Here is a 19,901-nt window from a genome sequence, read left to right on the forward strand (position 1 = left end):
CTCACTCTAACCCTCTCCCACAGGGAGAGGGGATAATCGTGGCCTTAATGCCGCTTTTTTCTCCATCCCGCCTCGCTGTTTATTCTTATTTACATATCCTCGCGCTATGCTTAGTCTCAACTCATTTAATGGATTTATGATTGATGTCGGTATTAAAGAAAAACAGCGCCAGGCAGCGTGACCAGGAACGTGCGCGACTCATCTGGCTTCTCACGACCGATAAAGCGGTCACGTCTACGCTATTAGGCAAACTGACCCTGGCTGAGCAATATGATGTCGGCACCTTAGCCGACGATATTGCTGAGGTAGGTGCGCTGGTTGCTCATTTACCGCCGCCGGATCTGGCGGATACCCTGGAAGCGCTTCCTTCGGAAGAACGTCACGCCCTATGGCGCCTGGTACAGGATCACGAGCGCGGCCAGGTTCTGCTTGAAGCCTCGGAAAACGTCTGGGATGACCTGATCGACGAGATGAGCGATCGGGATATCCTCGACGCCCTGCAAACCCTGGATATCGACGAGCAGATTTACCTTGTACAGCATCTGCCGCGTAACCTGACCGGCCGCCTGCTGGCCTCTCTGCCTGCCGATGAACGCGCGCGCGTGCGCCAGGTGATGCACTACGAGAAAAACAGCGTCGGCGCGATCATGGAGTTCGGCGTTATCACGGTACGTCCGGACGTCACGCTCGGTACCGTGCAGCGCTATCTGCGCCGCCTGGGCAAAATGCCGGACAACACCGATAAGCTGTTTGTCACCTCGCGGGATAAAACCCTGCTTGGCGAGCTGGAGCTGAAAACCATCCTGCTCAACAGCGCCCAGCAGCGGGTGAGCGAGGTGATGGAAAACGAGCCGATGGTCTTCTCCCCGGAAGACGATGCGGAAAAAGCGGCGCGTACCTTTGAACGTGATGACCTTGTGAGTGCGGCGGTCGTAGACTCCGTTGGCAAGCTGATGGGCCGTCTGACCATCGATGAAATCGTTGACGTGGTTTATGAAGAGACCGATAACGACCTGCGCGCGCTAGGCGGGATCAGCGCCGAAGATGACGTCCACGCCTCCGTCGGTAAGGCGGTGAAAACCCGCTGGGCCTGGCTGGCTATTAACCTGTGTACCGCCTTCATCGCCTCCCGTGTGATTGACGGCTTTGAACACACCATTTCGCAGCTGGTGGCGCTGGCCTCGCTGATGCCGATTGTGGCCGGAATTGGCGGCAACACCGGAAACCAGACCATCACCATGATCGTCCGCGCGCTGGCGCTGGAAAATATTCAGCCCGGTAACTTCGCCTTTCTGATCTTCAGGGAAATGGGCGTGGCGCTGATTAACGGCCTGGTATGGGGCGGCATTATGGGCGGCATCACATGGTGGCTGTATGACGATATGGCCTTAGGCGGCGTGATGATGCTGGCGATGGTGCTGAATTTGCTGGTGGCATCGATGATGGGCGTCATTATCCCGCTGACGATGACCAAACTGGGGCGCGACCCCGCGGTGGGGTCGAGCGTGATGATCACCGCCATCACCGATACCGGCGGTTTCTTTATTTTTCTTGGGCTGGCAACGATTTTTCTGCTTTAACCCGACGCTTAATGCGGGCGGGGATCAGTGCCATGACGATAATCCCGCCCAGCACGCCAACCGCCAGATTGCCGGTTGATACCGTGGCGGCTACCGTCACCAGCATCACCACCGTTTCGGCAACCGGGGCATTTTTTATCGTGGCGGGCTGAAGGCTGTGCCAGCTGAAGGTTTTGACGGCAACAATCGCCATAATCCCCGCCAGCACCGCCATCGGGATTTTGGCCATCACTTCGCTGAGTGCCGTCACCAGGAGCAGCAGCACGATGCCCGCCGCAATGGTTGAAATGCGGCTTCGTCCTTTCCCCATCTCCACGTTAACGATGGTTTGTCCGATCATCGCGCAGCCCGCAATGCCACCGTAGAGCCCGGCCATGATATTCCCCACGCCCAGCCCGATGCTCTCGCGACGCTTGCTGGAAGGCGTAACCGTCAGTTCGTCCACCAGTTTTGCCGTCAGCAGGGACTCCAGCAGACCGACGAAGGCAATACTCAACGCGCACGGCCAGATAATGTTCAGCGTCTGTAAATTAAGCGGCACCAGCAGCTCGGTTAATCCAGGCAGACCGCCAGTCATTGAGCCTTTATCACCGACAGTCGGCAGGATCTGACCGGTGGTGACGGTGAAAAGGGTTAACAGCACAATTGCAATCAGCGGGGAAGGGACGCTTTTAATATAGCGCGGCACCCACAGCACAATCAGCAGCGTCAACACGAACAGGCCCACAATCAGCGGGCTTCGGCTCCAGAAATGCGGCACCTGAGCGAAGAAAATCAAAATGCCAAGGGCGTTAACAAATCCGGTCATCACCGACTGGGGAATAAAGCGCATCAGCCTTGCCATGCCCAGCACGCCAAACAGAATCTGGATCACGCCAGCCATCAGCACGGCGGGAAGAATGTATTGCACCCCGTGCTGATGCACCATCGGGCCAATCACCAGCGCTACGGAACCGGCCGCAGCCGTGACCATCGCCGGACGACCGCCCAGCACGGAGAGAGCAAGACACAGCACCACGGAGGCGATCAGGCTGACCTTCGGGTCAACGCCCGCCACCACGGAAAATGAGATCACTTCGGGGATCAGCGCCAGAGCGGTAATCACGCCCGCCAGCGTTTCACGCGCCAGTTGTTTAGGGGAGTGCAGCACGCTGGCTACACTGTCTTCAGGGGATACGGCAGAATGAGGTAGGGACATAACAGTTCGCTGGTTAGGGCAGGCTTCCGTGCGCGCGATCACAAAGTGCAGCATAGTAGCCATAAATTCCTCCTTATACCAGTTGCGCGCCGCAATCCCCTACAAACAATCCATCATTAAATTTCACAATTACAATAATTTCGTAACCTTTAAACAATATTTAAAAGTTGTTACCGTGCCCACGCAGCTTTTTTCACCTGCAATTTCCACGCATCAAGCACTTTTACACTAAGGCATAAATTATGAAAAAAATGACTGCCATGCTCTTTTCTCTGGCCGTCGGGCTCAACGCCGTCTCAATGGCAGCGAAAGCAGACGCACCAAAAGAGCAGGAAACGGACGTCCTTTTAATTGGTGGCGGCATCATGAGCGCCACGCTGGGAACCTATCTGCAAGAACTGCAGCCGGACTGGTCCATGACCATGGTCGAGCGCCTCGATGGCGTGGCGCAGGAGAGTTCGAACGGCTGGAATAACGCTGGTACGGGCCATTCGGCACTCATGGAACTGAACTATACGCCGCAGAAAAAGGACGGTTCCATTAGTATCGAGAAGGCGGTAGAGATCAACGAAGCGTTCCAGATCTCGCGTCAGTTCTGGTCCCACCAGGTCAACAGCGGTGTGATGCACGACCCGCACTCCTTCATCAATACCGTGCCGCACATGAGCTTTGTGTGGGGCGAGCAAAACGTGAATTTCCTGCGCGCACGCTACGCTGCGCTGCAGCAGAGCACCCTGTTCCGCGGGATGAAATACTCCGAAGACCACGCGCAGATTAAAGAGTGGGCGCCGCTGGTCATGGAAGGCCGTGACCCGAACCAGAAAGTGGCGGCGACCCGTACCGAAATTGGCACCGACGTGAACTACGGCGAAATTACCCGTCAGCTGGTGGCGTCCCTGAAGAAGAAAGATAACTTCAATTTGCAGCTCAGCACCGAAGTGCGCGGCTTTAAGCGCAATGCGGACAACAGCTGGAGCGTGACGGTTGCCGATCTGAAAAACAATGAAGCCGAGCACGTCATTAAGGCGAAATTTGTCTTCATCGGTGCGGGCGGCGCGGCGCTGAAGCTGCTGCAGGAGTCCGGTATTCCTGAAGCTGACGACTACGCGGGCTTCCCGGTCGGCGGCCAGTTCCTGGTGTCCGAGAACCCGGAAGTGGTGAACCGTCACCTGGCAAAAGTGTACGGTCAGGCTTCCGTCGGTGCGCCACCGATGTCCGTCCCGCATATCGATACCCGTATGCTTGACGGTAAACGCGTGGTGCTGTTCGGACCGTTCGCGACCTTCTCAACCAAGTTCCTGAAAAACGGCTCCCTCTGGGATCTGCTGAGCGCGACCACCACCTCTAACGTCAAACCGATGATGGACGTGGGCCTGGATAATTTCGACCTGGTGAAATACCTGATTAGCCAGGTGATGCTTTCTGATGAAGAACGCTTCGAGGCGCTGAAAGAGTACTATCCGCAGGCGAAGAAAGAAGACTGGCGTCTGTGGCAGGCGGGTCAGCGCGTGCAGATCATCAAGCGCGATCCGAAAGAGGGCGGCGTGCTGCGTCTGGGTACCGAAGTGGTGAGCGATAAGGATGGCACGATTGCCGCGCTGCTGGGTGCGTCACCGGGTGCATCTACCGCTGCGCCAATTATGCTGCACCTGATGGAAAAAGTGTTTAAAGACAAAGTCGCCAGCCCGGAATGGCAGGCGAAGCTGAAAACCATTATTCCATCCTACGGCACGAAGCTGAACGGTAACGTGGATGCGACGGAACAAGAGCTGGAGTACACCAGCCGCGTGCTGCAGCTGCAGTACGTGAAGCCGCAGGCTGCGGATGCTGCGCCGAAGGCGGAGCTGAAGCCTCAGCCGGAAAACAAGCCGGTTGCGGATATCGCGCTGTAAGGTAAAAGCAAAACGGTAACATCTGTTACCGTTTTTAGTTTAGCAGGTCGGGTAAGGCGAAGCCGCCACCCGACTTGTTTTTAACGTACTACCGCTTGTCCGACCGTCTCTTCTGCCTTCCACACGCGATATTTTACTTCCACGTTTTCAGGCGTATATACCACGATCGGCAACTTGCTGTTGTAGCGCAGCAGGCTGTTGTCGCCCAGATAGGCCGTCACAAATTTCTTCTCTTTCTTGCCGTCCGGGCAGGCCATCATGGTAGAGACCGGAGAGGTCACTTTATCAAAGACGTAATAGTCATAACCCCAGCCTTCCAGGGTTTTGCTTTCCAGCTGGCCGCCCAGACGATGCTGATTGCAGTCCACTTCCAGCGTCTTGCCAATTAACAGTTCGACTTTGTAATTCGCTTCGTCCTGCTGAACCGGCAGTTGAATCACCTGACGCTTCATGCCTTTTTCCGCTTGCGGATAGGGTGCAACTTTTTCCAGCGGCTGCGCTTTTTGGGCGTCGCTGGCGAAAGCGCTGGTGCTGACGCACGCGGCGGCGAGAAGCGCGATGGCAAATTTAGGTGCGTTTTTCATTGTCATTCCTTTATGTCAAAACGGTCCTGAACAGACTAACATAACGAGTGTGAATGATTGGTGTGATTTACTTACATTTTAATTATATGCAGCGTAATAAACTTAGAATTAACCTTTTTGGCAGGTGTTTGTACTGGTGTGGAGTGTGACGGGCGTTCGTGTTATTTTAGTCCATCGATAATGTTATTCATCTGTGAAAGGGAAGAGAGATGGTTCGTGCAAAACTGAAAACACCTGAAGGCCGCAAGTTCCTCCTGGCGCTACTCGTCGTGTTTATGATTGCTGCCGCGTGCGTCGGGCGGGCCACCATTGTTGGCGTCATTGAACAGTACAACATTCCTCTCTCCGCCTGGACTACCAGCATGTATGTGCTGCAGTCGGCGATGATCTTCGTTTACAGCCTTGTCTTCACCGTTCTGCTGGCCATCCCGCTGGGCATTTTCTTCCTGGGCGGACGTGAAAAACACTGAGCATTCACCTGCTATAAGAAGCCAGCCTGCGGGCTGGCTTTTTTATATGTGATGATATTTATTCGCATTTCCAGGGTATTCTGTGTCGAACAAGGTCGTTCGACATAAAGCAGGAGATGTTCAATGTTATCCCGGTTTGCAACGCTTAGTCGGATCCCGAAAGGCGTCTGGGTTGTGGGTGGGGTCAGTATGCTGATGGATATCTCCTCGGAGATCATTCACAGCCTGCTGCCGCTGTTTATGGTCACGACACTGGGAGCCAGCGTGATTTTCATTGGCTTGATTGAAGGCCTGGCTGAAGCCACCGCGCTGTTTATCAAAGTTTTTTCCGGTGCCATCAGTGACTACCTGGGTAAACGTAAAGGACTGGCGGTGCTGGGCTACGGTCTTGGCGCGCTGAGTAAGCCGCTGTTCGCTATCGCCTCTTCGTCGGGCATGATTCTGGGGGCACGCTTAATCGACCGGGTAGGGAAGGGGATCCGGGGCGCACCGCGCGATGCGCTGGTCGCTGACGTTACGCCGCCGGAACTTCGCGGCGCGGCCTTTGGGCTGCGTCAGTCGATGGATACCGTCGGCGCATTTCTCGGGCCGCTGCTGGCCGTAGGCTTAATGCTGCTGTGGAACGATGATTTCCGTACTATCTTCTGGATCGCAGTGATCCCCGGCGTCCTCGCCGTGGCGCTGCTTTTCTTCGGCCTGCATGAGCCGAAAACGCCCGTCGAACATAAACGCACGAACCCCATCAAAAAAGAGAACCTCAGGCGCCTCGGGAAAGGCTGCTGGTGGGTTATTGGCCTGGGCGCCATCTTCACGCTCGCACGTTTCAGTGAAGCCTTTCTTGTCCTGCGCGCACAGCAGTCGGGGGTGCCGCTGGCGCTGATCCCGCTGGTGATGGTGGCCATGAATTTGCTCTATTTTCTGTCAGCCTATCCGTTTGGCAAGTTATCGGACGGGATGAGCCACTCCCGACTACTGCAGTGGGGCCTGGTGATGCTGATTGGGGCAGATATTGTGCTGGCGCTAAGCACCCACTGGGCTGGAATGCTTCTGGGCGTTGCGCTTTGGGGAGTGCATATGGGGATGACGCAGGGGCTGCTGGCGGCAATGATCGCAAAAACGGCACCTGCGGATCTGCGCGGTACCGCCTACGGCATTTTTAGTCTGGTCAGCGGCGTGGGATTGTTAGTCGCCAGCCTGGGCGCCGGGGCCATCTGGGAAAGGTTTGGCGCGGAATATACGTTTTATGCCGGAGCCGTGATTTGTCTTGTTACGCTGATGTACCTGTGCAAAACACCGGACGAGGCAAAATAAAAAACCAGCCGTAATAGGCTGGTTTTCAATGTGTTTTTGGTCGGCACGAGAGGATTTGAACCTCCGACCCCCGACACCCCATGACACCGTTTGTAAAACGTTTAAAGCCGCGTCATTTCTGGTGTTTTACGTTATTTGACTGTATAAACAAACAGTGCTTTATTTGCAAAATTTGCGTTATATACATCAACAAGTTAGCTGTTAGTTTTTCCCCATGTTAATTGCAAAAATCATTCTTGCTTCGGGCTGTTTTTTTATTTAAATTACTCAGGCCTATTTATCTATTTGAAGCGTATAAAATTTATTTTTTTAAATTTCGCTTAATTTTTTTTTGAGTTCAATCAAACATATGAAAAAATTTAAGAAACACTGCATTGGTTGTGATAAGAAAATGAAAAATCCTACTAAGGAACATTTCTGGCCAAAATGGCTTATTAAGCATACCAAAATGGAAAAACACACTATAGTTTGGCTCAACGAAAAGAGAATACCGCCTTTAACTGCTACTATTCCTCTATGTGCTGAATGCAATTCAGAATTAGGAGCTAAGTTAGAGGATCCTATGAAGAATATCTTAAGTGACATTGAGGCTGGCAAAGGGATATCAGATAATGAAGCTGAGTTATTTATTCGTTGGGCATGGAAAATGGAGGGTTTTTCATGGCGTTTAGTTTCGCCAGATGGAAATTATTCATCAGTCTATACAGTTAAAGAAAGAGTACTGAAAAAGATTGATCAAGTTAGAGGAAGCTTAGTTTTAGCTATAGCATTAGTCGAAGATGCTTACGAAGGAAGAGATTTTCTTCCGATGGGTTTGTGTAACTTCAACGAAGTTAATGCAATCATTGTATCAGGCGTTATTGGTCATGTGGCTTTTATTGTTCTTACTGATGATCAAATTGGTAAGTTACCGATAAATTATTCTTATTACAGGTTAAACCCATTACGTGATAATTTAGGTGACGCAAAGTTGTACCATCCCACTGTTGGATTTAAAACATTTAGACAGGCACAAGATTTAACTAGAGACGCTGCGAGTTTAATATCATATTCTTTTGATAAAGAGAATAGTGAAATTATGAAAAAGGCAGAAAGAGAAGTAAAAGGGAATGTTATCCTTTTATAAGAATGATATTGTCGGTGGAAAATTTAATTTAAATAGTAAAAGGATATCAGTATTATTTTTATTAATGTTTGCATGGTTAATTGCAGTAAATGTATTTTGGCTAGGTTGATATTCATAGCTTAATATGAGTATTAATTTCAAATATCATTGGTTGGCACGGAGCTAGCTATATGTTTAAGGCTAGCTCTATGCATTGATGATAATTTTAAGTTATAAAAATTTGAGTAAAATATTCCCATCAGAGGTCTTGGATTTCTCCATGGGGAACTAAAACCCAATTAATATGGTTTTTTGTATATATTTTTGTAGATTTCGCGTCGCTGTGAGCCATTCGTCCTTGAGGATCTATACCCTGCATATCGAAAAGATGCGCTGCCAATGCTCTGATTTCATGAAATGTTGGTCTTTCTTCCATAGGTAAATGGTTGTATAAACCAAGTTTATCGCGAGTAATAGAAAAAGACCGACTTAAATAATCCGGTGCAACTTGGGTGGGGTGTGAAACCTCTTTGCTGCGTTTTACTTGCCGTTCTGGGATCCTGTGAACGATAAAGGGACTGGCTACATTATCTCGGCTGGAATCAATTATGCGTTTTAGCTCATTACCAATAGGGATCGCAACATGTGAGGCCTCCTTCTTTTGTACCTTTTGGCGGTGGATGTAAAGCGTTCCATAGATACCATTCTCTGGCTGTTCGAACCAGACACAACCACAAACGCCATTTTTCGGTTCGCGAATTGAATACCTAATCCTGGATACTTCAAGGCGAGCATGTGTCGTCTGTAAGGCCAAATCCATCGCAGTTCTTAACCACGTCGCCGCTGCACGACGTATAGCCATGAAATTCTCTAGCGACAGTCGTTGCCTTTTCTTTTCTTCGGTTCTGCGCATTTTCTTCCTGGTTGCCGGGTTATCAAGCATCAAGGATTCATCGACCGCATACGAAAAAAGCTTTTTGAGAAAGCTGACTTTTCTGTTTTGCACGTTCGCGGAAGCGCTGGCATGGTACTTGTTGATGTAGGCGTTAACGTGCTCCAGTTCGATATCGCAAGCCGGTATGTTAATGAAAAACTCTTTCACGCGTAGTGCGTCATTGTTCCAATCATCTAAAGTACTCTGAGAAGGGCATTCGTCTTCAACAGCCCGAGCCATGATGTGATCCACGTGATCTGCAAATGGTTTGGCTTCTCCAGCAACCCCGCCGGATTCTCTAATGAGATTATCAACCGATGGGGAAAGTTCAGGTCTCATTCTAAGGTTGTACTCACGGGCAATAGCTATGGCCATGGCCCGATCCTTACCTATATTCTTCTTCTTTCCTGTAACAAGCGTGAATTTATAAACACCGCGATCTTTATCAAAAAATAAATAATCTGGCAGGTGTCGGTATTCTTTTTTTCTTGGCCTTGCCGCCATGGTTAGCCCTCATTAATCAACTGGCGAACTGCTTGACTAACCATTGAGTCGACGCCCCATTTTTCTGTTTCGCAGACAAAAACAGATCCGTCCACGATACGCCCCATGAGTAAACCATTCTCGACCCAACGTTTAATCGTTCGGTTATCAGGAACAGAGTCATCGGTGAACTCTCGGCGTCCCCATTGACTCGCCTTCATCAGCTTTGCCATGGTTTCCTTCTCCATAAGCCCGGCTGCACCCGGGCTAATAGTATTGTTACTCGCTACTGGTAGTGATGTTCAACTTCGGTGCTGCAAAAATCTTAATGCCAGCCGTAAGAATCTCGTGAATAGCGTTGTCATTACCAGAACACCAGCCTTCTGCATATTCGCGGCTGAACCCGCTAATGTGCATTACTTCGCCTACGCTACGTTGTGGAAGATTTACCTCCCGCGCCTCCAGTACAGCACTTCGCTTTTCCGCGTTTGCCAGTTGTTCGATGAGTTCTTCAACTAACGTCACACGCATCACTACCTTCTGATAGTCGTGGCGTTTGGCTCTGGCGATTGTGGCGCGCAGAGTCGCATATTTGTTGGGGGTCATTGGACGGACTCCTGACGAAGATGGTTTATTTCGGCGTCAAGGCTCATTCGCTGGTCCATCGATTCCGTCAAGGCGGCAAATGTCACGTCCAAGCGAGTGGCTACCTCACGCATCAGGGAAGCTTCTGCTGGTGGCAGTTTCCCCGCCGCAGCATGGGCTGCGGCTACCAGTTCTTTTATCTTCATGCGAGGCATGCGCGTGATTCCGTAAGCTCAATGAAACGGTTAATGAACAAACCATATGCCTGGCCTGGGCGAAGAGGAACGATCTGGATAATGTCGCTGGCCGGAATACCTTCGAGGCAAGGCCAGAGTGAGCCGTCGTCGATATCCAGATCGCGGCGTTCCGTGGCAAGCATCACCAGATCGGCGTATTTCACTACCGCTGACATATCAGGGGTGATGCTGAATTTGGCCCGGAGCAGCTGTTCTACCCGCTCTTCAATGCGGCGGTAATCTGGAAGCAATGCTTTCAGGGGGGCAGGGATGTCCTGGCAACAGGCTTCAGCTGCGTCATGCATCAGGGCTTCAAAGGCAAACTCTGGCGGCACAACTTGGCTGCACAGTACCGAGTGCTGGGCCACGCTGTAAAATTCCGGCAGATGACCACTGAAGCGGCAGATGTGGGAAAGTGCGGTCGCAATATCCTCGATCTCTACGTCGTCAGTGGTTGAATTGAGGTAATCGAATTTCTTACCTGAAAGTGTCTGGATATAACTCATCGTATCTTCTTCTCCATTCACCAGGCTGCACCCTGGCTGCTTGTTAAGTGCCCATTGGTTGTGTTATCATTTGAAAACGGATTATTCCAAACGAACTCTGGTTGTTCGGTGCCAATCTGTCCTCTATTTCAGTAGCTGCATTAGCGTTAGTAGCCGACGTTTTGACCGTCTATCCATTCATCAAAACAGGAGAAATCGCTATGAATGCAACTGTATTCACTGAAATCTTTGTATTAGTAACTTGCGGGTATGCGCTGCGGGCTGCAAACCTGATGCAAAGCTGAGTAGGGGCTTTAAACACCGTCCGAACCATACTCTTCGATGAGATGAGTAGCCCATGCCCGCACCAATTTAAGAACCTCGCTTAGGCGGGGTTTTTTTATATCCGCAAAATTGTGTCGGTGGTGCCTCCACCTGCCGGACCGGCCAGAACCGGCGACGCTACACCTCAAGAAACGTATTCATTTCAAAAGTTGAAATAAAAACTTGTTGGCCTCGTCACTTGCGCAGAGCCGCATTACCACAACTGAAAGCCCACTCCTTCGGTAACAAACCTGCCCCCGCAGTGAAAGAGAGAAGGAGTGCGCTTTCACGTTGTGCCCTTAAAAAGCTGGCTGTCACCCTCAAGGGGAAAGTGAGCAGCCAGAACAGGGATCACTTCTTATTGCTTTGGCCTGCTTTTAACCACATCAGGCGCGGTGGTAAGCCATTTGCGAATCATCCGGTCATTCATACGCCACTGGCGGCTACTTCGTGGGCTTCCTGCCTGTTCGCTGTTGATGAAAATGAAGATAAAAGATATTTGCGAAATGCGCAAGAAATAAAATGCGTAAAACGCAAGTTAATGGGCGTAAAAAAACCGCCGTGTAGGCGGTTATTTGTTCTTTGGGGATGTTATCCGTGCCGTTTAACTGACTGCGACTGGCTGATCATTACCTTGCCGAAAACGTAAAATCTGTCTTCATTGGACTTATCCACTGACCACTCCCGATATTTAGGGTTATCAGAAATGACAAGAATTTTATCGGGGATCATCTGTAATCTTTTGACGTAAATTTTATCATCAAAACCAAAGACATAAATCCCATCACCATCAAACTCATTGATCGAAATATCTACGAATATCAAATCACCTGGTTCAATGGTATCAGCCATGCTGTCGCCACGAACGTTTATCACTTTGACAGTATCAGGTGTTCTCCCACCAAATAATGCGGCAGCTCTTTTGTTGTTGTACTCAATGGACCTAATGACATCGACAACATCACTACCTTGTATATGGCCCATGCCAGCACTGGCGCTGACATCGAGCAACTCGACTCTAAACACAGGGTCACCCTCTCCATAAGCTGGATTTTTACCACTGGATTTACATACAGTAGTTTCGTTTGGAGACGGTGTAAAGAGTTCTGCCACGCTAACACCAAGTGCCGTAGCATATTTGCTAAGCGATTGTTCAGTAAATGACTTTTGCTTTCCTGTCTCTACACGTGAGACGTTCGCACCGTCAATACCTACAGCTTCAGCAAGATCTGAAATTTTCATGCCCTTTTCGAGGCGTAATTCTCTAATGCGGTTTCCTATGTTCATGCGTCCATTACAGGTTGTTTTTGCGTGATATGCAAAGCAACTTGCGCAAGTCGTAACTACACATTAATATGCGTATTACGCAATTAAAGGGGGCTTTATGCAATCACCGTTAAGAAATTTGCGAAAATCGCAAGGTTTTACTCTCTCTCATGTGGCAAACGTGGTGGACATTGATCCAGCCAACCTAAGCCGAATTGAAAGGGGCCAACAAATCGCATCACTCGATGTAGCTGAAAGGCTTGTGAAGTTTTATTCGGGCCAAATTGATGAGCTCCAAATCTTGTACCCGCACCGTTATACGCAGGCTACAGAAACCGGTGCAGCATCGGTACCACAGGAAAAAGGAGAAAGCCGTGGGTAATGAACCGGAATGGAAAGTAGATAAGCAGCCAGCCTGGCTGGTGGCCGCAATCAAAAAAACGATAACCGAGCTTCCGGGCGGATATTCCGAAGCAGCTGAGTGGTTGGGTGTGACCGAGAACGCGCTGTTTAACCGGCTGCGTACCGATGGTGATCAGATCTTCCCGCTCGGTTGGTCGATGGTGCTTCAGCGTGCTGGTGGTTCAAACCACATAGCGAATGCTATTGCTCGTCACTCGAACGGTGTTTTTGTGCCATTGGCTGATGTTGAAGAGATTGAGAACGGCGATATCAACCAGCGTCTCATGGAGTCAGTTGAGTGGATCGGCAGGCATTCGCAATACGTTCGTAAAGCTACCGCTGACGGCGTTATTGATGCTCAGGAACGCGCCCAGATCGAAGAGAACAGCTATCAGGTGATGGCTAAGTGGCAGGAACATTTGACGCTGCTTTTCCGTGTGTTTTGCGCGCCGGAAAAGAGTGACGCCCGCGAGTGTGCAGCTCCGGGCGTCGTGGCAGACAAATCTTGTATGGAGAAGTAATCCGCATGACCAGTTTATCGGCTTTTAACCGTTTACCGCAACTCAGGATGATCCCGGTACCGGGCGCTCCGTTGTTTCGGTATGAACGCAGAATAGCAAACCGCTGGGTGCCATGTAACCACAGTCGGGCGGTCGCAATTGTGGGGGTTTACTACAGGAAGGCGAAACGCTTATGCGCGAAGTTAACCGAAGGTACAAAGACCACAGAGGGATCCCCGTTCGGGTTATCCGGTGGGAGCCAGAGACTCAACGAGTTATCTACCTGCGGGATGGTTATAACCACGAATGTTTCAGCCCGCTCGAACAATTCAAGCGCAAGTTTACAGAGTTAAAGGACGACCATGAGCACTAAATTAACGGGTTACGTTTGGGACGCTTGTGCCGCTTCTGGCATGAAGCTGTCCAGCGTTGCCATCATGGCGCGTCTGGCAGACTTCAGCAGTGATGAGGGGGTTAGCTGGCCTTCCATCGCTACCATCGCGCGCCAGATTGGTGCCGGTGAGAGCACGGTTCGCACAGCCATATCTCAACTGGAAAAAGACGGGTGGTTAACCCGTCAGCAGCGCCGTAAAGGCAACCGCAATGCATCGAACGTTTACCAGCTCAATGTTGCGAAATTACAGGCTGCTGCCTTTTCTCACCTGTCAGATTCTGACGCATCAAAATCTGATGCCTCAAAAACCGACGCGTCAAAATCTGAGGCATCAAAAAACGATGAAAAAGGCGGTTTTCACCCGTCAGAATCTGGGGGGGATCCGTCAGTAAATACAACTACTGATCCATCAGATAAAAAACATTCTTGTCCGGTTGCTGCGCAACCCGACCCTGTGGTGGTTATCACCGATCAGGCGAAGCAGGTTTTATCACATCTGAACAAGACCACCGGATCACGGTATCAGGTCTGCAAATCGTCCTTGGAAAACATCCGGGCTCGCCTGGCTGACGGGTTTACGCCCGATGAGCTGCTGTTGGTGGTGGATTACAGCGTCGAAAAGTGGGGCGAAGATCTGAAAATGGCCGAATATCTGCGCCCAACAACGTTGTTTTTGCCATCTAAATTCCCAGGTTACCTGCAATCCGCAAATAAGTGGAACGCAGCAGGACGCCCAGAACGACAGTACTGGGGCTCAATTCGTAAGCATGATCCGATGAAATTTGGTGGGCCAGATAAAGCCATCCCAGCTGGCTTCAGGGGAGCGAAATGATGAGCATGAATGATGATAACAAATATTGCCGCGCGCTGGCTGAACTGCGCTCAAAGCCAGCGCATGAATTGAAAGAGGTTGGCGATCAGTGGCGCACTCCGGATTTGTTGTTTTGGGGCATCAATTCGATATTTGGGCCGATGGTTCTGGATCTGTTTGCAGACGATAGCAATGCTAAATGCCCTGCATGGTATACCGCCGAAGATAACGCGCTGACGCAGGACTGGTCAGAACGTCTGGCAGAACTCGGTGGCGCCGCGTTTGCTAACCCGCCATACAGCCGTTCTCAGTACCATGAAAAGCAGGCCATCACTGGCATGACCCACATCATGAATCACACAATGGCTATGCGTGATAAAGGTGGTCGTTACATATACCTCGTGAAGTCAGCCACAAGTGAAACATGGTGGCCGGAGGATGCCGATCACATCATGTTTATTCGTGGTCGTATTGGGTTCGATCTTCCTGTTTGGTTTGTTCCCGCTGACGAGAAGCAGCAACCCACCAGCGCATTTTTTGCCGGGGCAATAGCTGTTTTCGACAAAACCTGGCGTGGTGAAAGCTTCAGCTATATCAATCGCACCGAACTGGAAGAAAAAGGGCGTGCAGCATTGTCATTGGCTCAATTCGCCGCGGCAAAAATGGCCCTTCCGCCGGTGCCGGAAAAAGCAATGCCTACTCCCATTGCAACGCCTGATACAGAGTCGCGCATCTGGCCTCTTGAGGTTGGACTGGTGTTTAACCAGATTGAAGGGGCTGACGCTCTACCTGTTTCACAGCAGAACAAGCTGAAAGCCAATATCAACCAGCTGTGGCTCGAACGTATGCCGACGAGTGAAATTATCACGACCGCTGGTGGTCTCTTCAACAGCATACAGGGGGCCGTCAATGCGTGAAATTATCGTTGATAACTTTGCTGGTGGCGGCGGCGCGAGTACCGGCATAGAACTGGCGATCGGGCGTAGCGTGGATATCGCTATCAACCACGACGAAAACGCTATTGCGATGCATAAGACGAATCACCCTGACACGCTGCATTATTGCGAGTCGGTGTTTGACGTTGATCCAAGCGCAGCCACCAGCGGTAAACCTGTCGGCCTGGCCTGGTTTAGCCCTGACTGCCGCCATTTTTCCAAAGCGAAGGGCGCTAAGCCAGTCAAGAAAGAGATTCGAGGGCTGGCGTGGATTGTCCTGCGCTGGGCGCTGGCAGTACGTCCCCGAGTCATGATGCTGGAGAACGTCGAAGAATTTAAGACATGGGGCCCGCTGCTGGATGAAGAATTACGCCCGGATCCTGAGCGTGCTGGTGAAACATTCGAGGCATTTGTCGGCATGCTGTCGACTGGTATCGCGGCGAATCATCCAGCACTGGCTGAGGTTTGTGAATTTCTTGCCATTGAGCCGCACGGCCAGCAGGCGCAACAGCTGATCGCCGGGCTTGGCTATGAGGTCGATTATCGTGAGCTGCGCGCTTGTGACTACGGCGCGCCAACGATCAGAAAGCGTTTCTTCATGGTCATGCGCTGTGACGGCCGCAAGATTCATTGGCCTGAAGCGACTCATGGGGATCCAAAATCGCTGGAAGTACAAAGCGGCAAGCTGGCGCCATGGCGTACCGCGGCGGAGTGTATTGACTGGAATATCCCGGCCCGGTCCATCTTCGATCGCAAAAAGCCGCTGGCGGAAAATACGCTCAAACGTATCGCGCGCGGCATCCAGCGTTTCGTTATCGAGAGTGCTTCGCCGTTTATCGTTAAGTGCAACCATACCACGTCACACGGCAAATATGATTGTTTCCGTGGGCAGGAGCTCGAGGCTCCATTACAAACCATCACGAAAACCCACGGCTATGCGCTGGCGGTGCCGCACCTGACTAAATTCCGCACCGGAGCCACCGGGCAGCCATTAACTGAGCCGGTACCAACTGTCACCGCTGGGACATCGGCGCGCCCGGGCGGGAATGGGCATGCGCTTGGCGTAGTTGAGGCCGCCCTGACACCGTTCCTGGCAGGCAACGGCGGCAGTGAGTACCAGGCTAAGCCGCGCCCGCTGGATAAACCCGCTCATACAATCCTCAAGCAGTCCCGCTCGTGTGTGGTTGCGCCGGTCATCACCCGCCAGTTTGGTGCCAGCGTTGGGCACAGGGCTGACGAACCGAGCGCGACGATTACTGCAGGTGGTGGCGGTAAGTCGCAGCTGGTAACTCCAACACTGATCCAGATGGGGTACGGCGAACGCCCAGGGCAAGAACCGCGTGTTCTTCAACTGAATAACCCGCTCGGCACAGTCACTGCTGGTGGTAATAAGTTTGCGACGGTGAGCGCGTTCCTGGCGAAGCACTATGGTGGGAATTACACGGGCCCGGGTGTTGGTCTGGATGAACCCGCACATTCCGTTACCACTGTTGATCACCATGCGGTTGTCGCGTCTCACCTGGTGAAGCTGCGCGGAACCTGCCGCGACGGTCAGACGATGGATACTCCTATGCCGACTATTACCGCTGGTGGCCAGCACGTTGGCGAGGTCCGGACATTCCTCGAAACATACTGCGGTGATAGCGAGGATGAATGGCTGGTGACGATCGAGGGGGTTAAGTACCAGATCGTCGATATCGGAATGCGCATGCTGCAACCGCATGAGCTTTATAAGGCGCAGGGCTTCCCTGACGGCTACGTTATCGATCAGGACTATCGCGGCAATCGTTACGCCAAAGACAAGCAGGTAGCGCGCTGCGGTAACGCAGTACCGCCGCCGTTCGCTCGTGCGCTGGTAGAAGCAAATCTTCCTGAATTATCTGCAAATCAAAAGGCGGGTGCAGCCGCCTGATATGGAGAAATAGCATGAATCAGTTAACCGCAAAGGGTGTTGTGACAATGTCCAGCCGTGAAATTGCTAGGCTGGTGCAGAGCAAACATGGTGATGTGAAGCGCTCAGCTGAGCGCCTTGCATCTGCTGGTATTTTAACCGCGCCGTTGGCGCACACCCCCTACACACACCCGCAAAACGGGCAAACCTACGAGGAGTATTGGTTCAACAAACGTGATTCTCTGGTGATCGTCGCCAGGCTGTCGCCAGAATTTACCGCCGCTGTTGTCGATCGCTGGCAAGAGCTGGAGAACAGCCAGGCCGTAAGTGTCCCGCAAACATTGCCGGAGGCATTACGTCTCGCCGCGGATCTGGCCGAGCAGAAAGAACAACTCAGCCAGCAGTTAGCCGCTGCCGCGCCGAAAATTGAGTTTGTCGATCGGTATTGTACTGCCAAAGGCTCAATGTCTTTCCGCCAGGTGGCAAAGCTGTTGCAGGCCAAAGAGACCGATTTCCGCTTGTTCCTCATTGAGAGCGACATTATGTACCGGCTCGGCGGAGTGCTGACACCGCGGCACCAGCACATTGCAGCCGGGCGGTTTGAAGTTAAAACTGGCACTTCGAGCGAAACAAACTACGCCTTTAGCCAGGCACGTTTTACACCCAAAGGCATCGAGTGGATCGGCGGCCTGTGGACGGCACACATCGCTAAGGGGCATGCCGCGTGAGAGGACTGTTTACAGCTGAGACTGTTCCGCGCCTTGGGCTTGTGCTGTTAAAGCCGGGTAGCGAACTGATGTCTTTGTTTCAACAGGGGCGTGTGCTGGTGGAGCCTCAGCCAAAAAGTATGGCTGGGCTTCCGTCGGGGCTCATCCCTGATGCCAGGCAGCCGCTGGCAGAAGATAAGTCCCTCGAGGAATTCTTCACCGACGAGAGAGTTATCCGTGCAGCAGGCGGTTTGACCGCGTTGGAATCCTGGTTAGAGCGTAACATTAAGGAATGCCAGTACCCGTACACTGATTATCACCATCATGAGCTGGTAACGATGCGACATCCCCCTGGATCAATGTTGCTCTGTTGGCATTGCGATAACCAGCTGCGCGAGCAAACCACTTCGGCGCTGGCAGAACTGGCCCGGCGTAATCTCATTAACTGGCTGATCAATTCCATCCTGTCTTCGCTTGGCTACAACAACGAGCGTGAACTATCCCTCGGTGAATTGTGCTGGTGGGCCGTTTATTCAGGCATTGCTGATGCAATCACGGAAAGGATGGCCCAGCATGCGCTTCGCTTACCGGATGAGCCGTTTTTATCCGTATATCGAGAAAGTGACATTGTGCCGATGCCCCCTGCTAAAAGCATTTTGCAGAAGAAGGCCACCCCTGCGGTCACGGCTGCGAAATTAAAGCATGGAGCAAATCAGGAAGTGGCCTATGACCAGCCAAAGGTTCTGGCTCTGCATGCGGATCCTGAATCCCCTGAATCATTCATGTTGCGCCCAAAACACCGCAGGTGGGTGAATGAAGACTATACCCGGTGGGTTAAAACCCAGCCCTGTGAAGGTTGCCGGCGGCCAGCGGATGATCCACACCATGTCATTGGTCACGGCATGGGCGGTACCGCCACTAAAGCCCACGATTTGTTCGTGATCCCTCTGTGCAGAGAGTGTCACGACAAATTACATGCTGATGTTGCAGCGTTCGAGAAAAAACACGGTACCCAGCTAGAACTGCTATTCCGGTTTATGAATCGAGCGCTGGCGATCGGCGTAATAACAAAAGCGTAATTGTATGGAGCGCTGAGCATTATGAATTTACAAGAACTCGAATATACCCGTATTGAATTGCGCCGCGCGCTGACCGATTTCTCAGGGGCGACGAAGGGACAGCTGCAGGCGTTCAGTGAGCATCCACCAGCAGATAAAAATAAGTATCCCCGGCACCATCCAGAAATCGTCATGGGGGGTGGGGAAGGTTGTGGATCGAAGGTTGTAAAAACTCTGGCCACTCCGCTTTATATTCTGGAGACAAGAAGCCGTCGACGCCCATTACCCCCTATGAAGGATGCCGAGTTTGCTAGTTCTGCGTGGCGCCGCTCGGTAAATGGCCTTGGAGAGCATCTGCAGGCGTGGGTCCGGTACTGCTATGGATATGATCTGTCTTTCCGGTACCAGACATTAATGTGCCAGTACGTTTGGGCACAGTTTCAGCATCAGCAGGGAAGTAAGAAGCTCCAGGACAGGGTCACAAAAAAATTAGTGGGGCTGGTCTGGCTCGCGGCCCAGGAAGTTGCGGCATCACGCAATAACGATACGTACCAGGAGTATGCGGGGGCGGCACTGGCCCGCATGGTTAGCGTGGAGCGTTCAACCTGGCTCAGGGTATACGCTGTTCACTGGGCTGCATTTAAAGCAGCTTTCGTGGAAATGGACATGCTGGCGTTATGCGAAAGCCTGGCGCGGTACGAAGAGTATGAAGAAGCGAAAGTGGTGGAAATGTGAAGTAAATTTCACTAA

The 19,901-nt window shown here is 51.7% G+C and carries 21 protein-coding genes and 1 pseudogene; 14 read left to right on the plus strand and 8 right to left on the minus strand.

All coding sequences use genetic code 11. The features are described from left to right. Positions 1-143: 143 nt before the first annotated feature. Positions 144-1,580, plus strand: a complete 1,437-nt coding sequence (gene mgtE / locus IM291_RS07790; RefSeq protein ID WP_028013894.1) for a magnesium transporter — start codon at positions 144-146, stop codon at positions 1,578-1,580. Here mgtE and IM291_RS07795 read toward each other — a convergent pair. Beyond that, a complete protein-coding gene (locus IM291_RS07795; protein WP_192986639.1) occupies positions 1,543-2,832 on the minus strand; it encodes a SulP family inorganic anion transporter in 1,290 nt (429 codons plus the stop codon). The two genes, mgtE and IM291_RS07795, sit on opposite strands and share 38 nt — an antisense overlap. A 188-nt stretch (positions 2,833-3,020) precedes the next feature. Here IM291_RS07795 and mqo point away from each other — a divergent pair, with 188 nt between their 5' ends. Beyond that, positions 3,021-4,670: a malate dehydrogenase (quinone) gene (gene mqo / locus IM291_RS07800; RefSeq protein WP_028013892.1), complete on the plus strand. Its 1,650-nt coding sequence runs from the start codon at positions 3,021-3,023 to the stop codon at positions 4,668-4,670. An 80-nt stretch (positions 4,671-4,750) separates the two neighbouring features. Here the strand turns inward: mqo and eco are convergent, their stop codons facing one another. Further along, positions 4,751-5,254, minus strand: coding sequence for a serine protease inhibitor ecotin (eco, locus tag IM291_RS07805; protein ID WP_028013891.1), 504 nt, complete (start codon positions 5,252-5,254; stop codon positions 4,751-4,753). A 209-nt stretch (positions 5,255-5,463) separates the two neighbouring features. Between eco and IM291_RS07810 the strand changes: the two genes are divergently transcribed. The 3 genes from IM291_RS07810 to IM291_RS07820 all read left to right on the plus strand — a co-directional run bounded on the left by IM291_RS07810 (position 5,464) and on the right by IM291_RS07820 (position 8,161). Then, on the plus strand, positions 5,464-5,724 hold the full coding sequence (locus tag IM291_RS07810) for a DUF2534 family protein (RefSeq protein WP_008500962.1): 261 nt from the start codon (positions 5,464-5,466) through the stop codon (positions 5,722-5,724). A gap of 123 nt (positions 5,725-5,847) precedes the next feature. Further along, positions 5,848-7,035, plus strand: a complete 1,188-nt coding sequence (locus tag IM291_RS07815; RefSeq protein ID WP_192986508.1) for an MFS transporter — start codon at positions 5,848-5,850, stop codon at positions 7,033-7,035. A 391-nt stretch (positions 7,036-7,426) separates the two neighbouring features. Next, complete coding sequence (locus IM291_RS07820; RefSeq protein ID WP_192986510.1) at positions 7,427-8,161, plus strand: hypothetical protein; 735 nt, start codon at positions 7,427-7,429, stop codon at positions 8,159-8,161. Positions 8,162-8,399: 238 nt separating this feature from the next. Here IM291_RS07820 and IM291_RS07825 read toward each other — a convergent pair whose 3' ends face one another. The 6 genes and pseudogenes from IM291_RS07825 to IM291_RS07845 form a co-directional block, all read right to left on the minus strand. After that, positions 8,400-9,578 carry a phage integrase Arm DNA-binding domain-containing protein gene (locus IM291_RS07825; protein WP_192986511.1) on the minus strand — a complete coding sequence of 393 codons (1,179 nt, stop codon included), beginning with the start codon at positions 9,576-9,578 and terminating at the stop codon, positions 8,400-8,402. Positions 9,579-9,580: 2 nt separating this feature from the next. After that, positions 9,581-9,790 (minus strand): hypothetical protein, encoded by a 210-nt coding sequence (locus IM291_RS07830; RefSeq protein ID WP_047055370.1) that lies wholly within the window; start codon positions 9,788-9,790, stop codon positions 9,581-9,583. 46 nt (positions 9,791-9,836) lie between these two features. Continuing rightward, positions 9,837-10,037, minus strand: a pseudogene (locus IM291_RS22100) (hypothetical protein); the annotation flags it as partial. A gap of 122 nt (positions 10,038-10,159) precedes the next feature. Then, positions 10,160-10,357, minus strand: a complete 198-nt coding sequence (locus tag IM291_RS21890) for a hypothetical protein (protein WP_016247400.1) — start codon at positions 10,355-10,357, stop codon at positions 10,160-10,162. After that, positions 10,345-10,884: an HD family hydrolase gene (locus IM291_RS07840; protein ID WP_192986513.1), complete on the minus strand. Its 540-nt coding sequence runs from the start codon at positions 10,882-10,884 to the stop codon at positions 10,345-10,347. Before IM291_RS07840 ends, IM291_RS21890 begins: the two co-directional genes overlap by 13 nt. An 894-nt stretch (positions 10,885-11,778) precedes the next feature. Next, entirely contained in the window at positions 11,779-12,474 is a 696-nt protein-coding gene (locus IM291_RS07845) for a S24 family peptidase (RefSeq protein ID WP_192986515.1), read from the minus strand. Between the two features lie 97 nt (positions 12,475-12,571). Between IM291_RS07845 and IM291_RS07850 the strand changes: the two genes are divergently transcribed. The 9 genes from IM291_RS07850 (at position 12,572) to IM291_RS07890 (ending at position 19,886) form a co-directional block, all read left to right on the plus strand. Beyond that, entirely contained in the window at positions 12,572-12,835 is a 264-nt protein-coding gene (locus IM291_RS07850) for a helix-turn-helix domain-containing protein (protein ID WP_192986517.1), read from the plus strand. Then, complete coding sequence (locus tag IM291_RS07855; protein WP_192986519.1) at positions 12,828-13,376, plus strand: YmfL family putative regulatory protein; 549 nt, start codon at positions 12,828-12,830, stop codon at positions 13,374-13,376. Before IM291_RS07850 ends, IM291_RS07855 begins: the two co-directional genes overlap by 8 nt. Positions 13,377-13,548: 172 nt before the next feature. Continuing rightward, positions 13,549-13,728 (plus strand): DUF4222 domain-containing protein, encoded by a 180-nt coding sequence (locus IM291_RS07860; protein WP_192986521.1) that lies wholly within the window; start codon positions 13,549-13,551, stop codon positions 13,726-13,728. Beyond that, complete coding sequence (locus IM291_RS07865) at positions 13,718-14,581, plus strand: conserved phage C-terminal domain-containing protein (RefSeq protein WP_020690688.1); 864 nt, start codon at positions 13,718-13,720, stop codon at positions 14,579-14,581. The genes IM291_RS07860 and IM291_RS07865 overlap by 11 nt, the downstream gene beginning before the upstream one ends. Then, a complete protein-coding gene (locus tag IM291_RS07870; protein ID WP_370552180.1) occupies positions 14,578-15,477 on the plus strand; it encodes a phage N-6-adenine-methyltransferase in 900 nt (299 codons plus the stop codon). Before IM291_RS07865 ends, IM291_RS07870 begins: the two co-directional genes overlap by 4 nt. Beyond that, complete coding sequence (locus IM291_RS07875; protein WP_192986522.1) at positions 15,470-17,407, plus strand: DNA cytosine methyltransferase; 1,938 nt, start codon at positions 15,470-15,472, stop codon at positions 17,405-17,407. The genes IM291_RS07870 and IM291_RS07875 overlap by 8 nt, the downstream gene beginning before the upstream one ends. Before the next feature lie 14 nt (positions 17,408-17,421). Beyond that, positions 17,422-18,114: a phage antirepressor KilAC domain-containing protein gene (locus IM291_RS07880; protein ID WP_110915309.1), complete on the plus strand. Its 693-nt coding sequence runs from the start codon at positions 17,422-17,424 to the stop codon at positions 18,112-18,114. Then, the gene (locus tag IM291_RS07885) at positions 18,111-19,172 is read left to right on the plus strand and encodes a DUF968 domain-containing protein (protein ID WP_192986524.1); all 1,062 of its coding nucleotides are present in this window, start codon (positions 18,111-18,113) and stop codon (positions 19,170-19,172) included. Before IM291_RS07880 ends, IM291_RS07885 begins: the two co-directional genes overlap by 4 nt. A gap of 21 nt (positions 19,173-19,193) precedes the next feature. Further along, positions 19,194-19,886: a bacteriophage antitermination protein Q gene (locus IM291_RS07890; RefSeq protein ID WP_192986526.1), complete on the plus strand. Its 693-nt coding sequence runs from the start codon at positions 19,194-19,196 to the stop codon at positions 19,884-19,886. Positions 19,887-19,901 lie beyond the last annotated feature (15 nt).

It is taken from the genome of Enterobacter cloacae complex sp. P27C (genome assembly GCF_014895705.1).
Taxonomy (GTDB): domain Bacteria; phylum Pseudomonadota; class Gammaproteobacteria; order Enterobacterales; family Enterobacteriaceae; genus Enterobacter; species Enterobacter bugandensis.

What these genes read in the sequence shown, in the direction of transcription:
- IM291_RS07890 (WP_192986526.1), top strand. Translation starts at nt 19,194, where the DNA reads ATGAATTTACAAGAACTCGAATATACCCGTATTGAATTGCGCCGCGCG.
- IM291_RS21890 (WP_016247400.1), bottom strand. Translation starts at nt 10,357, where the DNA reads ATGCCTCGCATGAAGATAAAAGAACTGGTAGCCGCAGCCCATGCTGCG.
- IM291_RS07825 (WP_192986511.1), bottom strand. Translation starts at nt 9,578, where the DNA reads ATGGCGGCAAGGCCAAGAAAAAAAGAATACCGACACCTGCCAGATTAT.
- IM291_RS07840 (WP_192986513.1), bottom strand. Translation starts at nt 10,884, where the DNA reads ATGAGTTATATCCAGACACTTTCAGGTAAGAAATTCGATTACCTCAAT.
- mgtE (WP_028013894.1), top strand. Translation starts at nt 144, where the DNA reads ATGTCGGTATTAAAGAAAAACAGCGCCAGGCAGCGTGACCAGGAACGT.
- IM291_RS07845 (WP_192986515.1), bottom strand. Translation starts at nt 12,474, where the DNA reads ATGAACATAGGAAACCGCATTAGAGAATTACGCCTCGAAAAGGGCATG.
- IM291_RS07815 (WP_192986508.1), top strand. Translation starts at nt 5,848, where the DNA reads ATGTTATCCCGGTTTGCAACGCTTAGTCGGATCCCGAAAGGCGTCTGG.
- IM291_RS07820 (WP_192986510.1), top strand. Translation starts at nt 7,427, where the DNA reads ATGAAAAATCCTACTAAGGAACATTTCTGGCCAAAATGGCTTATTAAG.
- IM291_RS07860 (WP_192986521.1), top strand. Translation starts at nt 13,549, where the DNA reads ATGCGCGAAGTTAACCGAAGGTACAAAGACCACAGAGGGATCCCCGTT.
- IM291_RS07870 (WP_370552180.1), top strand. Translation starts at nt 14,578, where the DNA reads ATGATGAGCATGAATGATGATAACAAATATTGCCGCGCGCTGGCTGAA.
- IM291_RS07880 (WP_110915309.1), top strand. Translation starts at nt 17,422, where the DNA reads ATGAATCAGTTAACCGCAAAGGGTGTTGTGACAATGTCCAGCCGTGAA.
- mqo (WP_028013892.1), top strand. Translation starts at nt 3,021, where the DNA reads ATGAAAAAAATGACTGCCATGCTCTTTTCTCTGGCCGTCGGGCTCAAC.
- IM291_RS07865 (WP_020690688.1), top strand. Translation starts at nt 13,718, where the DNA reads ATGAGCACTAAATTAACGGGTTACGTTTGGGACGCTTGTGCCGCTTCT.
- IM291_RS07875 (WP_192986522.1), top strand. Translation starts at nt 15,470, where the DNA reads ATGCGTGAAATTATCGTTGATAACTTTGCTGGTGGCGGCGGCGCGAGT.
- IM291_RS07850 (WP_192986517.1), top strand. Translation starts at nt 12,572, where the DNA reads ATGCAATCACCGTTAAGAAATTTGCGAAAATCGCAAGGTTTTACTCTC.
- IM291_RS07795 (WP_192986639.1), bottom strand. Translation starts at nt 2,832, where the DNA reads ATGCTGCACTTTGTGATCGCGCGCACGGAAGCCTGCCCTAACCAGCGA.
- IM291_RS07830 (WP_047055370.1), bottom strand. Translation starts at nt 9,790, where the DNA reads ATGGCAAAGCTGATGAAGGCGAGTCAATGGGGACGCCGAGAGTTCACC.
- IM291_RS07810 (WP_008500962.1), top strand. Translation starts at nt 5,464, where the DNA reads ATGGTTCGTGCAAAACTGAAAACACCTGAAGGCCGCAAGTTCCTCCTG.
- eco (WP_028013891.1), bottom strand. Translation starts at nt 5,254, where the DNA reads ATGAAAAACGCACCTAAATTTGCCATCGCGCTTCTCGCCGCCGCGTGC.